The sequence below is a fragment of the Vibrio sp. 10N.286.52.C3 genome, from assembly GCF_041468865.1.
GTDB classification, from domain to species: Bacteria; Pseudomonadota; Gammaproteobacteria; order Enterobacterales; family Vibrionaceae; genus Vibrio; species Vibrio crassostreae_C.
This window is the reverse complement of record NZ_JBFRJM010000028.1, coordinates 100,750-113,560: the sequence shown is the minus strand read 5'-3', so window position 1 is coordinate 113,560 and position 12,811 is coordinate 100,750. Positions and strand designations below refer to the sequence as shown.

At 42.4% G+C, this 12,811-nt stretch carries 13 protein-coding genes; 9 read left to right on the top strand and 4 right to left on the bottom strand.

Annotated elements, in window-relative coordinates; translation table 11 throughout:
- The 3 genes from AB4138_RS11550 (at position 1) to AB4138_RS11540 (ending at position 4,027) form a co-directional block, all read left to right on the top strand.
- On the top strand, positions 1 to 1,725 hold the full coding sequence (locus AB4138_RS11550; RefSeq protein ID WP_017077908.1) for a hypothetical protein: 1,725 nt from the start codon (positions 1 to 3) through the stop codon (positions 1,723 to 1,725).
- Between the two features lie 206 nt (positions 1,726 to 1,931).
- Entirely contained in the window at positions 1,932 to 2,804 is an 873-nt protein-coding gene (locus AB4138_RS11545) for an alpha/beta fold hydrolase (protein ID WP_372306130.1), read from the top strand.
- A gap of 296 nt (positions 2,805 to 3,100) precedes the next feature.
- Entirely contained in the window at positions 3,101 to 4,027 is a 927-nt protein-coding gene (locus tag AB4138_RS11540; protein WP_372306127.1) for a hypothetical protein, read from the top strand.
- A gap of 122 nt (positions 4,028 to 4,149) precedes the next feature.
- Here AB4138_RS11540 and AB4138_RS11535 read toward each other — a convergent pair whose 3' ends face one another.
- Positions 4,150 to 4,530: a hypothetical protein gene (locus AB4138_RS11535; protein ID WP_372306125.1), complete on the bottom strand. Its 381-nt coding sequence runs from the start codon at positions 4,528 to 4,530 to the stop codon at positions 4,150 to 4,152.
- A 607-nt stretch (positions 4,531 to 5,137) separates the two neighbouring features.
- On the opposite strand from AB4138_RS11535, the gene AB4138_RS11530 reads away from it, so the two are divergent.
- The 3 genes from AB4138_RS11530 (at position 5,138) to AB4138_RS11520 (ending at position 7,276) form a co-directional block, all read left to right on the top strand.
- Positions 5,138 to 5,281 carry a hypothetical protein gene (locus AB4138_RS11530; protein WP_157938615.1) on the top strand — a complete coding sequence of 48 codons (144 nt, stop codon included), beginning with the start codon at positions 5,138 to 5,140 and terminating at the stop codon, positions 5,279 to 5,281.
- 75 nt (positions 5,282 to 5,356) lie between these two features.
- Positions 5,357 to 6,088 carry a GTPase gene (locus AB4138_RS11525; RefSeq protein ID WP_065583531.1) on the top strand — a complete coding sequence of 244 codons (732 nt, stop codon included), beginning with the start codon at positions 5,357 to 5,359 and terminating at the stop codon, positions 6,086 to 6,088.
- Positions 6,089 to 6,133: 45 nt separating this feature from the next.
- Positions 6,134 to 7,276 carry an MFS transporter gene (locus AB4138_RS11520; protein WP_372306122.1) on the top strand — a complete coding sequence of 381 codons (1,143 nt, stop codon included), beginning with the start codon at positions 6,134 to 6,136 and terminating at the stop codon, positions 7,274 to 7,276.
- Between the two features lie 96 nt (positions 7,277 to 7,372).
- Here the strand turns inward: AB4138_RS11520 and AB4138_RS11515 are convergent, their stop codons facing one another.
- Positions 7,373 to 8,881 carry a DUF3360 domain-containing protein gene (locus AB4138_RS11515; protein WP_017087374.1) on the bottom strand — a complete coding sequence of 503 codons (1,509 nt, stop codon included), beginning with the start codon at positions 8,879 to 8,881 and terminating at the stop codon, positions 7,373 to 7,375.
- 317 nt (positions 8,882 to 9,198) lie between these two features.
- Here AB4138_RS11515 and AB4138_RS11510 point away from each other — a divergent pair, with 317 nt between their 5' ends.
- The 3 genes from AB4138_RS11510 to AB4138_RS11500 all read left to right on the top strand — a co-directional run bounded on the left by AB4138_RS11510 (position 9,199) and on the right by AB4138_RS11500 (position 10,877).
- Positions 9,199 to 9,537, top strand: a complete 339-nt coding sequence (locus AB4138_RS11510) for a cytosolic protein (protein ID WP_372306120.1) — start codon at positions 9,199 to 9,201, stop codon at positions 9,535 to 9,537.
- An 83-nt stretch (positions 9,538 to 9,620) separates the two neighbouring features.
- Positions 9,621 to 10,493: a patatin-like phospholipase family protein gene (locus tag AB4138_RS11505; protein WP_372306225.1), complete on the top strand. Its 873-nt coding sequence runs from the start codon at positions 9,621 to 9,623 to the stop codon at positions 10,491 to 10,493.
- Between the two features lie 15 nt (positions 10,494 to 10,508).
- On the top strand, positions 10,509 to 10,877 hold the full coding sequence (locus tag AB4138_RS11500; RefSeq protein WP_372306117.1) for a hypothetical protein: 369 nt from the start codon (positions 10,509 to 10,511) through the stop codon (positions 10,875 to 10,877).
- 184 nt (positions 10,878 to 11,061) lie between these two features.
- Here the strand turns inward: AB4138_RS11500 and AB4138_RS11495 are convergent, their stop codons facing one another.
- Together AB4138_RS11495 and AB4138_RS11490 are read right to left on the bottom strand one after the other, a co-directional pair.
- A complete protein-coding gene (locus AB4138_RS11495; RefSeq protein ID WP_372306114.1) occupies positions 11,062 to 11,742 on the bottom strand; it encodes a haloacid dehalogenase type II in 681 nt (226 codons plus the stop codon).
- Between the two features lie 197 nt (positions 11,743 to 11,939).
- Positions 11,940 to 12,743 (bottom strand): MetQ/NlpA family ABC transporter substrate-binding protein, encoded by an 804-nt coding sequence (locus tag AB4138_RS11490; RefSeq protein WP_017059075.1) that lies wholly within the window; start codon positions 12,741 to 12,743, stop codon positions 11,940 to 11,942.
- Positions 12,744 to 12,811 lie beyond the last annotated feature (68 nt).

The following is a 12,811-nucleotide window of genomic DNA, read 5'->3' as shown; positions in this document are numbered from 1 at the left end:
ATGAAAGGCTTGCAATTTCAACGTCTAGTTCTACTGTCCGATTCGAAAAAACTGGCGAATCAGTTCATGTTTCCGAAGAGACTCAATCTCGTTACCGGAAACGACAATAGTATTGGTAAATCAACACTAGTAAAGAACCTTTTCTGGGCTTTAGGCTGTGACCCTCACTTTGACAAAGACTGGAAGTCAAATGACGTTAAAGCCATCTTGTATTTTAAAATTAACCAAACAGAGTACATCTGTAGCCGCTATGTCGATGGAATATATTTTGGTCGCAAAGACGAAGCGTTGCAGAAATATTCGAAAATAACAGGTCAATTTGCACAAGATTTTGCAGAAGAAGTCGGTTTTGATCTTATGCTGTCAAACAGACAGGGAGGACTAGAATGCCCACCTCCAGCTTTTTATTTCCTACCATTCTACATTGACCAAAAGAAGAGTTGGGATCAACCATGGGGTGGATTTGAAGGGCTTGGTCAATACAGCAATTTCAAATCTACCCTTATTAAGTATTTTTGCGGCTATTTATCCAACGATCATTTTGTGCTTGAAGAGGATAAGTTTGAACAAAAGGCCATTGAAGTAGAAGCAAACCAGCAAGTAAACCGTATTACAGAAGCAATCAACGTATTTGACGAAGCAGCTCCTGAACAGACTATTGCTGTTTCTCAAGAAGAGTTTGAATCTATCCAGCTAGAGATTGAAGAAGAACTAACATCCTTTTCCGCTCGCCAATCTGAACTGTTTAAGAAACAATCAACACTAGTCAATGAAATCTATGATTTAGAACAACAACACCTTATCGCTAGTACTTCAGCAAGGGAGCTTGATGAAGATTATACTTTCGCAGTAGAGAATGTACCGTCAGACTCTCTAGAATGTCCTTTATGTGGTGTTGAACATGATAATTCGCTTCTTAGTCGAGCGGGTCTTTTAGCTGACAAAGAAGCTTTAGAGCAGCAAGCAAATAGCATTGAGGTTAACCTCAAAGATAAATATCAACAACGAAAAGAGCTTGTTGAAGAGCTTAGTTTTGTTTCCTCTGAAATCGAACGAATTAATGAAAAGTACTTAAATGAGGAAGCTCCAAAGAATAAATGTGAGGAGCTGAAGGTATTTGAGCAGGTACTTCATGCAGTATCACAAAAGAACTTAAATAATAACGTCATTCAAAAAGTTGAGAACTATCAGCTTCAGTCCCAGCAGGCAAAGGAAAAGCAGAGCGATATCAAAAAGGAGCAAGGACAACTTCTCAGCATACAACAGAAGAAGGAACTCAATGAGTTGTTTCTAGGTAATTTAGTTGAAAGCATTAATACATTATCTGCTACAGGTGTGAACCTTGATGGTGTCAAAGCTCCAATGGATTACAAGAAGATCCTCGGTGGAGGAGCTGCTGAAGGAACACGAGGCATATTAGCCTACCAGTTAGCCGTTCTGCGCCAGATAGACAATGCGAATCATTGCCAGCTTGCTCCATTTGTTATTGATACACCGAACCAGCAGGAACAAGCAAAGCACAGATATGAGCAAGTAATGGGCGTAGTAAGTGAGAACATTCCAACAGGCTATCAAGTAATCTTGTGCGCAATGGATAACGAAGCCTTGTCTACGTACAAGCAAGATGCTCATATCATTGAGCTAACCGACAACCGTCTACTTCAACGTGAACCGTATATCAAACTTCGTGCGGAGTATGAGCGAGTCGTGTTAAGTAATAGATAAAACAAAAGCTACCATTGGGTAGCTTTTGTTTTTACAACCTTTAACTAAATCGCTTTGATGCAGAAATTAGTTGGTTAAGTCACCAGCAGAGAGTTGATCTTTATCTAAATCACTATTGACCCGTCTACAGCTTCACACTTTATAGTGGCTACATTGATTGAGAGGGGCGCTTTCTGCGTTCCCTCCAAAGTAAGTAGAGAGACACTATGAAACGTTTAATACTAAACATCACACTCTTGATATTCATGACGCTTAGTAGCGTGAGTGCCATGGCTCATGATTCAAAAGTTAATTACGGTATTGCGATATCTCACGATGGTGAGCAAATTGCGTATGGCAAAAGTGGGAGTGGGGAGACAGTGTTGATCTTCATCCACGGTTGGAGCTTAGACAGTAGGCTTTGGCAAAACCAAGTGAGTGAGTTTTCAAAGCAGTACCAAGTAATCACCATGGACTTAGCTGGGCACGGTAACTCGTCGTTCAACCGTGAAGAGTACACCATGGTTGCGTTTGCTGAAGACATCAAAGCCGTAATCGAGAAAGAACAACTCGAATCCGTCATCTTAGTTGGGCATTCCATGGCCGGTGGTGTGATTGCAGAAGCCGCTAAACTGATGCCGAAAAGAGTTAAGGGTATTATTGGTGTAGACACATCGCAAAACGTTGCACTTGCGGTTTCACAAAGCGACCTAGATGCAATGACCAAACCGTTTGAAGCAGACTTCCAAGCGGGCATTACTATGTTCGTGAAAGACTCGCTACCAAAAGGCGTAGACACGGATTTACTTTACTGGGTAACGCAAGACATGGCATCAGCACCGCCAGCTATCGCGATAAACCAGTTCCGCCATTATCTAGGCCAATACGTAACAGGCGAAGCCCACCGCGTGTATGAGAGCGTGAATGTGCCAGTAATATTGGTTAACGCTCGCCTATGGCCAACGGATTCAGAAGTGAACAAGAAACACATTAAGGATTACACCATTTACTACATTGAAGACTCAGGCCACTTCCCAATGCTAGAACAACCACAGCAGTTCAACGTAACGTTGATGAAAGCGATTAAGTCAGTGAAGTAGTGCGCCGTAGTTAATAAAGGATAATGGTAACTGTAGATAAATAAAACTAAGGCCTCGCGATTGCGGGGCTTTTTGTTAGTTGGAGATTTTGTTAGCTACATTCATTTCAATTTGCGAGTAATGATCACATCGTTCACTCGTTTATGGTCCTTAAACGAGTACCTCATAGTTATATAAATGGTCTATCACCACCCCTAGAAACGTAATTAGCACCACTGTTATTGGTAAGGGGTGACCGAATCTAGTGGTGCTTTCTACTGATAATAATTTTAACTATGTGTTTAGGACGTCCTGCTATGGCTAAGAAAATAATATTCATTCATGGTCGCGCTCAAAAGCCCGATAAAGCTCACCTTCAAGCACTCTGGTATGAGGCTATAGAGCATGGCTTGCAGCGAGATTGTGGACACTCAATTTCATTACAAGCTTTTAAAGATGTCGATAAACGGTTTGTCTATTACGGTGAGCTATCAAATACATTGTTAGACAAACCAACGGAAGATCCTGCAAGTCGACAACAAGCGTTGTCTGAACTCAAAAAGTACAAGACAAGCCAGTTCAATAAAACAACGTATAACAAGGTATCTAAAATTGGTTTTCTGAAAGAGGCGTTAGCAGATACTTTTTCGTCACTATTTGGAAAGCTAGGTGTGGCTGAGACACTGATAACGAAGGTCGCGCCAGATATGGCGAACTATTGGAATGAAGATACCTATTTTGGTAGCGATGTCAGGCATAGGCTAATGGTTGAACTAAAGGAAGCGCTTGATGATAAAGATGACGTGATGATTGTATCGCACAGTCTCGGGTCGATGATCAGCTATGACGTGTTATGGAAATTGTCTCATTACGGAGAGTATAGACACGACTATGGTGCGGATAAGAAGGTCAACTTATTGCTTACGCTCGGGTCACCGTTAGGAGATGAAAACGTAAAAGAAAGGCTAAAGGGGAGCCGCTTGAAAGATGAGAAGAAGTACCCGTTAAACATTCAGCAATGGATAAACATATCGGCAGAAGATGATTTTATCTCTCATGACAGCAAAATTAGAAATGACTTTAAAGATATGCTCAAGCTGGATCTGATACCCGGTGGAATGAAAGATATTCACCCAGTTTATAACCTCAATATTCGCAACGGAAAAAGCAATCCCCATGCTTCTATCGGTTATCTCATTAATCCTAAATTCATCAAAGTATTGGATGAATGGCTCTCGAGTTGATGTGGTTTTACCATCGTAAATTGCTTCGGTGATCGTTCGTTGAAACTTAGATAAAACAAGGCCTCGCGTGTGCGAGGCCTTTTTGTTTGAACTGTCGAAGCAACTGACTTGGACAATATTAACTACTCTGTGTAGATCGCTATTCCATTCACCGTCTGTTCTGAAACAGGGATTAAGTACTGGTAGTCTGTGCCAACACCTCCCAAAACTACAGAGTTGTTGCTTCCTGTCTCTTGAAGTAAGACCCCATTAGCTCCTAATTTAGCCGCCTGATTTTTTAACTCTTCGATTGCATAGTCGATAGAGCCTTGTTTCGTTACACCTGCATCACTAGATGCATCAACCAAAGCTATTTTTTCATAGTTCTCAGGCGCTTCAAGATAAAGCGTAACCTCTTGAGGTGTAATTGGGTCTCTGGCTTCACCGACTAATATTGCTGAACCAGATGCACAGCCAACTAAAAATAGCGTTATAGAAAGAGCTAAGGCTTTAAAGATATTCATTGGTATTAGGTCTGTTTCTGGAATTAGGCGCGGAGTATAGCGAAATAAGACCATCTTTTAATTATGGGTATTGTAACAAGTTGCGTTATTGCTTGTGAATCAGATGCATATGAGACTTGACCTATAATCCCCTCCTAACCTCCCCTTGGTTTACATCTCCAATTTCTTGTTGGTAGCGGGAAAGGGGAGGAACTGAATACAGATCGCTACATGTGCAGCGCCAAAGAATGTTCTCCCCCTCGGACGTATATCTAATGAGATCGGTGAACTCCATTTGAGGGGGAGCTAGAGGGGGGAGGTTTGGGTTTAATTGAACCGTTCCACGGAATTTCATTAACTGCGACAAGTCTGTGACTTTGTTTTACTTATTATTCAATCCAACTGGCACAGACCTGATTTGTACATCATCGTCAGCGACAAATAATAATCTCCAATGAATTTATCAAAGAAGTAAAAGCTCCCTGAATACTTATCAATCCCAAAAAATAACATTCTAAAAATGATCGTGTAACAATTTATTAACGAGTTGTATTGTCTCTGTGTTCTTTGTCTTAGTTGCATATCGTTACCAAGCTCAGAACATACCATTATTTTTGAGGATCTGAATATGAACGGAAAACTAATAGCGGCTTTATCGTTAAAACTTAAGAAGCAAGATATCTCTAGCCAACCTCCAAGACTGGTACGCTCAAATGCTGCTTTTGAACCGAATCCAGCCCCGTCAGAACACCACAAAAAAGAGTCTCGCTAATTAGCTTGCTCCCTCTTAATAAGGCACTCGAGAGAGTGTCTTATTGAAGATGTGTGCTGAGGAAAGGAATGGTTTATGAATAATATACAAAACAGTCTCTATAGTTTATTTGACACCCAAGGTGTGAGTCTTTCAAAAGAATACAAGGATTGCATTGAGAAATATTTAGTATCTGATTTGTCTTTCACTTCTGAGATGATGAATGGTTTGGCTCGAACTATTTTTCAAAATAAAAAGATGATGGCTTACTACCTTTTACACAATGCAATCGATGAGGCTAAAGGTGCGGCAAGGTTACGAATGATCGCAGAGCGGTATGCAGATGATGAATTAAGGCCGCTTATGTTGCGTCATTATAACGATGAGATGAATCATTCTACGTTGTTTGCCAGCCTTATCCCTTTTACTGGGTACGAGACAGAAACGCATGAACATGAAGTTCAATATGAGTTAGATAAAGTCATGAACTTTGACGATGAGCTTAAGACATTCCTGTTTAGGGTTCACTCTATTGAAATACGTTCATGGCGTTTACTGTTACTGCATTTGGCGATCATCGATGAGTCTGACGATGATTACATGAAACAAATGCGTCCAACGATTCAAAAAATCTTAGAAGATGAAATGCAGCATGTGTGTTACACCGGGAAATATGTCAGTCGTTGGTTACATGCTGAGCCACACTTAAGCAAAGTTTTTGTTGAGTGCATTACCCACACGAATAAAGAAACATGGGAAGACCTCTCTTCGATGGCTTTATTCATGCGCGATCATATTCATGATTTTCTTTTAGAATCGGCGGTTTAAATGACTCTCTGGCTTAGGCTTTTAACATCGCGGAGCTCATTCGCGATGTTGGTTATCATCGCTATCGCGTCAGTGATAGCGAATACTGGATGGCGAGTCGTGATGAATAACTTCGCTGTCGACACTGTTGGTATGACCGGGGCTGATGTGGGTGTATTGCAGAGTGTCAGGGAAATCCCAGGCTTGCTCTCATTTACCGTTTTGTTTCTGTTGTTCATCGCTTCAGAACAAAGAGTCGCTGTACTGTCGGTTGCAATATTAGGGCTAGGCGTTGCCGTGACGGGGTATTTGCCTTCGATTTATGGCTTCTATTTCAGCACGACGATCATGTCTATTGGTTTCCATTATTTAGAAGCGGTGAACAAATCACTCTCAACACAGTTGTTAGCGACTAAGAACTTCAGTGAATCAATGGGGAAAATTCGATCTGCTGCCTCTTTCTTCTCGATGGTGACTTTTCTATGCATTATGGTCGCGAGCTATCTTTTTGACGTTTCAGATAAGGCTATTTTCTTTACTTGTGGAGCAATATGTTTCTGGCTAGCGGTGTACTTGGTCACGTTTAAAAATACTCATACAGAGGTTAAACAACACACTAAACTCATTGTCCGACGTGAATACACGACCTATTACATTCTTACCTTTTTGAGTGGAGCAAGAAGACAGATCTTTGTGGCATTTGCTGGCTTACTGATGGTGACCAAGTTCCACTATACGATTGCGATGATGGCCGCTTTATTTATGGTATCCAGCTTAGCAGCAACTCTTGCTCTACCTTATGTTGGGAGATTTATCGACCGAGTCGGAGAGAGGCTAGCTTTGATCATTGAGTATGCCGCGTTAGTGTTGGTGTTCCTATCTTACGCATTTGTGGATGATCATTATGCGGCAACGGGGTTGTATGTTGTCGACAGTATCATTTTTAGTTTTGCGATCGCTTTGAACACCTACTTTAAAAAGACAATTCGGGAAGATGAAGTGGCTTCAACGGCGAGTTTGTCATTCACCATCAACCATATTGCAGCGGTGTTCCTACCATTTCTGTTGGGAATCATCTGGATGTCTGGTTATCAATGGGTGTTTGTTTCTGGAGCAGTGATTGCTTTGATTAGTCTGTTGGTTTCGTTGACTATGGGAACGCAGCTTCATCAGCGAATTAATGGATTCGATAAGCTACAGAAACAATAGCGACACTCATTTATCTCACTGGTTTGATAGATAAAACAAGGCCTCGCGATTGCGAGGCCTTTTTGCGTTCTTACTAAAACTAAATATTAATCGAGCTTAACGAAAACTCGGGATAATCGCTGGTATGCCCGGTAGAAGGCCAACCAGCGCCATTACACCACTTAGCACAATAAACATAATGCCAGGCAATACCCAGCGGCTCATTTTACTCAGTTCACTACTACGTTCTTTACAACCGACTAAGCCTAAGTTGTCCAACAGCATGGTGAGAGCCCAACCAAATGCAGGGTTAACGAGCGCTGAAGAAAATACAACAATCGCGGCCGACTGTGTGGTTTTCCCTTCACGCGTCATTTCCATTCCAGCTTCTAGCAATGGAACAAATACCCCAACAATCAGCGCCACACACAGTACAGGTTGCCAGATAGCTAAATCCATCGGGTAACCCCAAACCGCGGCGATGATACAGAACAGAGCTGTGAGTAGCGCGCCAGCAGGAATAGGGCGTTTAGCAATCGCCGCCGGTACGATGTAAGTACCCCATGAAGACGTAAAGTTAGTACCACCGAGCAGAGAACCGAACGTTTGACGAATTGAAGCCGTGGTCATGGTGTCGTCGATGTTCATGTGTACTTTTTCGGTACGCTCTGGGTAGCTGATCTTTTGGAATACTTGATGGCCTAAGAAATCTGGAGACCACATAGCGACAGCCAAAATTGCAAACGGCAATACCACCATGAAGTGTTCAATCGTCGGTAGGCCTAGCATCCAACCTGTATCTTCTCCCCACCAATACATAGGGTTCATGTTAGGCAAGCCTGGCTCTGTGTGGAAAGCAAATGGGGCACCCATGGCAAATGCAATCGTACCGCCTAGCAAGCAACTAAGAGGGACGGCTAACCAACGTTTACGGAAGTGTTCCAATAGCGCGTACAAAATAATGGTGCAAAAGATCACGACAAAAGCAATGTGGCTCATGCCAATTCCCTCAGCCCAAGCGAACAGCTTTTTCACTTGAGAAGCGGTTCCAACAAAGCCAAGGTAGAGCAATAATCCGCCACATACGCCTTTACTGGTGAGGTTGGCCAACATGCTGCCACCTTTACTGATGGCTAAGATGAGGCCAAAAGCGCCAATCAATAACCCAAACGCCATAGGGTGTCCGCCTGCTGCAACCACAATTGGAATTAAAGGGATGAGTGGGCCGTGTGTACCTGCGAGGTTTGCAGTCGGCAATAAAAAGCCAGAGAAAATAATAATGAAAACAGAGGCGATGAGGAGTTCATAACGAACGTTTTCTAGAATGAAGTCTTCATTTAATCCGAGAGCCCCAGCAAAGGTGGCTGCAATAGCGCCCACCATAACCACTTTACCAATGGTCGCCGCCATCGCTGGGATGGTGTCTTCTATCTCAAATCGATAATCTTTAAACGGCAAATTTGGACGCCAGCGCTTAGGCGACATGATTTGTAATTCATGTTCTAAATACTGTTCTCGGGAATCAAATTCCGATCTTGGTTTATGTTGTTGTTCATAGGTGAGTTCATCCTCATTGGCTTGAGGCTTCTCTGTTTGTATATGTGCGGACTCTAAAGTAGTGCTCATTTTGATTCCTTTCGTTCACACTCTTAGGTGTGTTATTCCAACAAACGTTGTTGACTCACGGTATGAAGTGCAAACAATGCGTCAACTTATAATTAAAAACTCATTAGCATTTAGTTGTTAGTACCTTATACCAAACCAAAAAAAACAAATAGACTCAGTCGGTTAGACATTAGTCGTAGAGTCGGACGACTAGTATTAGACCCTGTAGATAGTATGTGTCTGGTTATTTGTAGTCCCTTAATTTCTCCCACGTTCTGCACTTGATAGTGATAGAATCTCCGCATTAGAGTTATCGAGAAACTAGGTATTTATAAACAATGTTTATCCATCACGTAAATGGCATCGACTGGCTGGTAATTACAGCCTTTGAAGAACTGAAAACTATGTTTATCCAAGATGCAGGCCCAATCCCAGCTTGCTTTTCTACCGCCAGCGAGTTGAGCCTGATTGATCAAGCCAAACGCAGTTATGGATTTTTGCCTAAACTCCGCGGTGTGATCACCGATACCGGCACTTTTCAAAGTAGAGATATTGAAGAAGATTTGAACCCACAGCTTGCGTGTATCGTTGAAGGGCGTGGTCGGGTTTTTATCTATCACGGCGACTACGTGGCTTTTGTCGATGACGAGCAAACCTTCATTACCCGTATGGACTGAGAGTGATTCAGTGAGTTGAGATCGGCGAATTGGTAAATCGGCGAGTTAGCCCACCTAGAATTTAAAACTAAAGGATTAATATGATGGCAAAAACGATCTCATTGGTACTTGGCAGTGGTGGCGCAAGAGGCTTGGTTCACGTTGGAGTCATCCGCTGGTTAATTGAGCATGGCTATCAGATAAAATCCATTTCTGGCTGTTCAATTGGCGCACTTATCGGTGGTGTCTACGCGGCGGGCAAGTTGGATGAATTTGAAGAGTGGGTCACCAGTATCGACCAATCGGATATGGCTATGATGTTGGACTTTTCATGGCAATCGAGCGGTATCTTCAAAGGGGACAAGATCATCGACACACTGCGTGGACTGATCGGCGAAATTTCAATTGAAGATCTGCCTATCCCTTATACCGCAGTTGCTGCTAACGTCGCCGATGAAAAAGAGGTTTGGCTGCAATCAGGTTCTCTGTTTGATGCTATTCGCGCCTCCATCTCTTTGCCACTGTTCTTCACACCTCATGTCATCAATGGTGAAGTGCTGATTGATGGCGGAGTGCTCAATCCCGTACCGATTGCGCCTACCTTTAGTGATAAGACAGACTTTACTCTGGCTGTGAACTTAGGTGGTGAGCCAGAGATGCTTCAACAGGAAGTGATACCGGTTTCCCTACCTACAAAAGAGAGCAATCTGCATGAGAAGGTTGTTCACTTTATCGATAATCTAGGTAGCAGTGTAAAAAGTAAAATGAGCTTCAATTTTGCTGCCTACGACATTGCCAACCAAGCGTTTGATGCGATGCAATCGACCATTGCTCGCCAAAAACTGGCCGCTTACCCCGCCGATATTACGCTTGAGATCCCACGTAATGCTTGTGGCACCTTAGAGTTCGATCGCTCACAAGAGATGATAGACAGAGGTTACCATTTGGCACAGGCTAAACTGGGCAACCGACTTTAATGTATTTTCAGCTGAATGAGGGTATTTATGGAAACTGAACTAAAAGAGCTTGAACTCCACGAGCTTATGGCAACAAAAGATGTCATCGTGCTCACCAGCTCAGAAGAAGCTGCCGTACCTTGGCTGATAGATTGCTATCAAGAGAATACTGATATCCAAATTATCGAGAACGCACACCAACTAGATACTGAAGCGATTTTGCGGCAATGCAGAAGCAGCCTTAACGAAAGTAAAAAGGTCATCCTTACAGCGCAGTTTCGTAGTCAACTGCCTATCATCAATATCGCTTCACTGTGTAATGAGCAGCGCAAATCATTGATCAATATTGAGCTATCAGGCTGGGATGAAGACAAACGCGTTCCTCATTCTTACAGTAGTTTCTAGCTTATATTTGTTGCTAGCTTATATTTGTTGCTAGGTAACTGCAGTTTTTAGGTAACCGACAGCGTCTCTATAACCAGAGCAGTTCAACACAAGGTTGATCAAAGCGGTTAAGTCAGTGTCCGGAATTTGTTGACCACTACAGGGTGGTTGTATCGAATCAGGAGTAGAAAAGTCTCTTGAGATTTTACTTGTCTAAATTGTGCTTAATTATTTGTTCCACCACACCATTCATCGTCTTTGAGCTAATCTCCGGCTTCAAATACAAGGAATGATACTCAACCCCTGTGCGGTCTATATAGGCGGCTTGTAAGCCAGCAGATAGCGCACCATGAGTGTCCCAATCGTGAGTAGCGACAAGACGAAGGTTATCGACAGGCTCTTGTAAAGTGTCTGCTGCAAATTTATACACGTCTGAATTTGGTTTGAAACTGCCTGTTTCTTCAACAGAAATGACGGTGTCGAAATAATCTTCTAAGCCCGAGTTCTTTATTTGAGAAGTGATAAGGTCGAGGGATGAGTTGGAAAAAGCGACTGTTTTAAAACCGTTGTTACGCAATTTAAGTAAAGATTCTTTGATATCAGTGTGCGCTGGTAGATTGGCAAAGGAAGTTAACAAAGCACCTTTGCTTTCCGCCGTTAAATCACACTTGTACCGCTGTGCAATAGTGTCGAGCGCTGCATTCGCTAATTCAGAAAAAGTAGATTTTACGTTTGTTGCGATGCAAACCGTTGAGGAATGTAAAAGCTTTGAAAACCAGAGCGATAATGCATCTTCACTGCCAAACACCGCTTTAAATTTAGGCTGTAATGACTCCAAATTTAAAACCGTTTCGTTTATATCAAAAAGTATCACTTCTTTTTTCATGCAAAGCCCCCAGATTTAATTGAATTTTATGCTTACATAATCTGCTCTGACGATATGGTTTTCAACCTCCATTCAAGTAACTAAAGCTTTGCTCTCTAATTTGAAAAGAAGCTGGAATGCGTCAACGACAACCCGCCAACTCAAATCTGGCGTTGCTTTATGAGTATCATGCAACGCCAAATCTGAAACGATTTAGCTTAATTTGCGGCTTCGATGGTGCCTTTGAAAGTGCTGTCTAAAAAGTCATTGATCTCTTGTGAGTGGTAAATTGAGATAATCTTTTTATACGTTTCATTATTTTTGTCTTCTTCTCGCGCCGCAACAACCATCACTGCTAAAGGTGCGTCTTTTTTCTCTAAGTAAATGCCTTGTTTCTTAGGGTCGAGTCCAGCCGACATTACATAGTTCATGGTGATTGCAGCAGCATCTACATCGTCAAGAGAGCGGGGTAGCTGCGCGGCATCCACTTCAACAAATCGAATGTTCTTCGGGTTGCTAACAATATCGTTTAAAGACGCGTTGAAACCAGCGTTGTCTTTTAATGAGATCAGCCCTGCATCTTCAAGCAGTAATAGTCCACGCCCGCCATTCGTTGGATCGTTTGGAATCGCGATTCGAGCGTTTTCGGGAATAGAATCAAGCGAAGTGTACTTGTTCGAGTAAACGCCCATACGCATCAAAATTGAACGTCCGATAGAAACTAACTGGCTATCGTGATTGGCATTAAAGTTATCGAGGAATGGCTGATGCTGGTAACTGTTCAGTTGGATACTTCCATCATCTAATGCTGCGTTAGGGGTGATATAGTCTGAGAACTCGACGAGTTCAATGTTTATCCCTTGCTTTGCTGCTTCTTTGGCAACAGCTTGTACAACTTGTGCATGTGGGCCAACTGTCGCCCCAATCTTGATGACAGCCTCGTCTTTTTTTCCACATCCTGTTACACCGAATACGAAAGCTAATGCCAACAGGGATGCTGTGATTTTTTTGTAGCTGTTCATGATAACTCCATTTAATAAATAAAAGACATGTAGACGTCTAGCTATCTATATTATCTATTTGCGCGATC

Bases quoted from the DNA above. Each gene is read 5' to 3' on its own strand.
- AB4138_RS11505 (WP_372306225.1), top strand. From the start codon at position 9,621: ATGGCAAAAACGATCTCATTGGTACTTGGCAGTGGTGGCGCAAGAGGC.
- AB4138_RS11515 (WP_017087374.1), bottom strand. From the start codon at position 8,881: ATGAGCACTACTTTAGAGTCCGCACATATACAAACAGAGAAGCCTCAA.
- AB4138_RS11490 (WP_017059075.1), bottom strand. From the start codon at position 12,743: ATGAACAGCTACAAAAAAATCACAGCATCCCTGTTGGCATTAGCTTTC.
- AB4138_RS11510 (WP_372306120.1), top strand. From the start codon at position 9,199: ATGTTTATCCATCACGTAAATGGCATCGACTGGCTGGTAATTACAGCC.
- AB4138_RS11525 (WP_065583531.1), top strand. From the start codon at position 5,357: ATGAATAATATACAAAACAGTCTCTATAGTTTATTTGACACCCAAGGT.
- AB4138_RS11545 (WP_372306130.1), top strand. From the start codon at position 1,932: ATGAAACGTTTAATACTAAACATCACACTCTTGATATTCATGACGCTT.
- AB4138_RS11540 (WP_372306127.1), top strand. From the start codon at position 3,101: ATGGCTAAGAAAATAATATTCATTCATGGTCGCGCTCAAAAGCCCGAT.
- AB4138_RS11530 (WP_157938615.1), top strand. From the start codon at position 5,138: ATGAACGGAAAACTAATAGCGGCTTTATCGTTAAAACTTAAGAAGCAA.
- AB4138_RS11520 (WP_372306122.1), top strand. From the start codon at position 6,134: ATGTTGGTTATCATCGCTATCGCGTCAGTGATAGCGAATACTGGATGG.
- AB4138_RS11495 (WP_372306114.1), bottom strand. From the start codon at position 11,742: ATGAAAAAAGAAGTGATACTTTTTGATATAAACGAAACGGTTTTAAAT.
- AB4138_RS11500 (WP_372306117.1), top strand. From the start codon at position 10,509: ATGAGGGTATTTATGGAAACTGAACTAAAAGAGCTTGAACTCCACGAG.
- AB4138_RS11550 (WP_017077908.1), top strand. From the start codon at position 1: ATGAAAGGCTTGCAATTTCAACGTCTAGTTCTACTGTCCGATTCGAAA.
- AB4138_RS11535 (WP_372306125.1), bottom strand. From the start codon at position 4,530: ATGAATATCTTTAAAGCCTTAGCTCTTTCTATAACGCTATTTTTAGTT.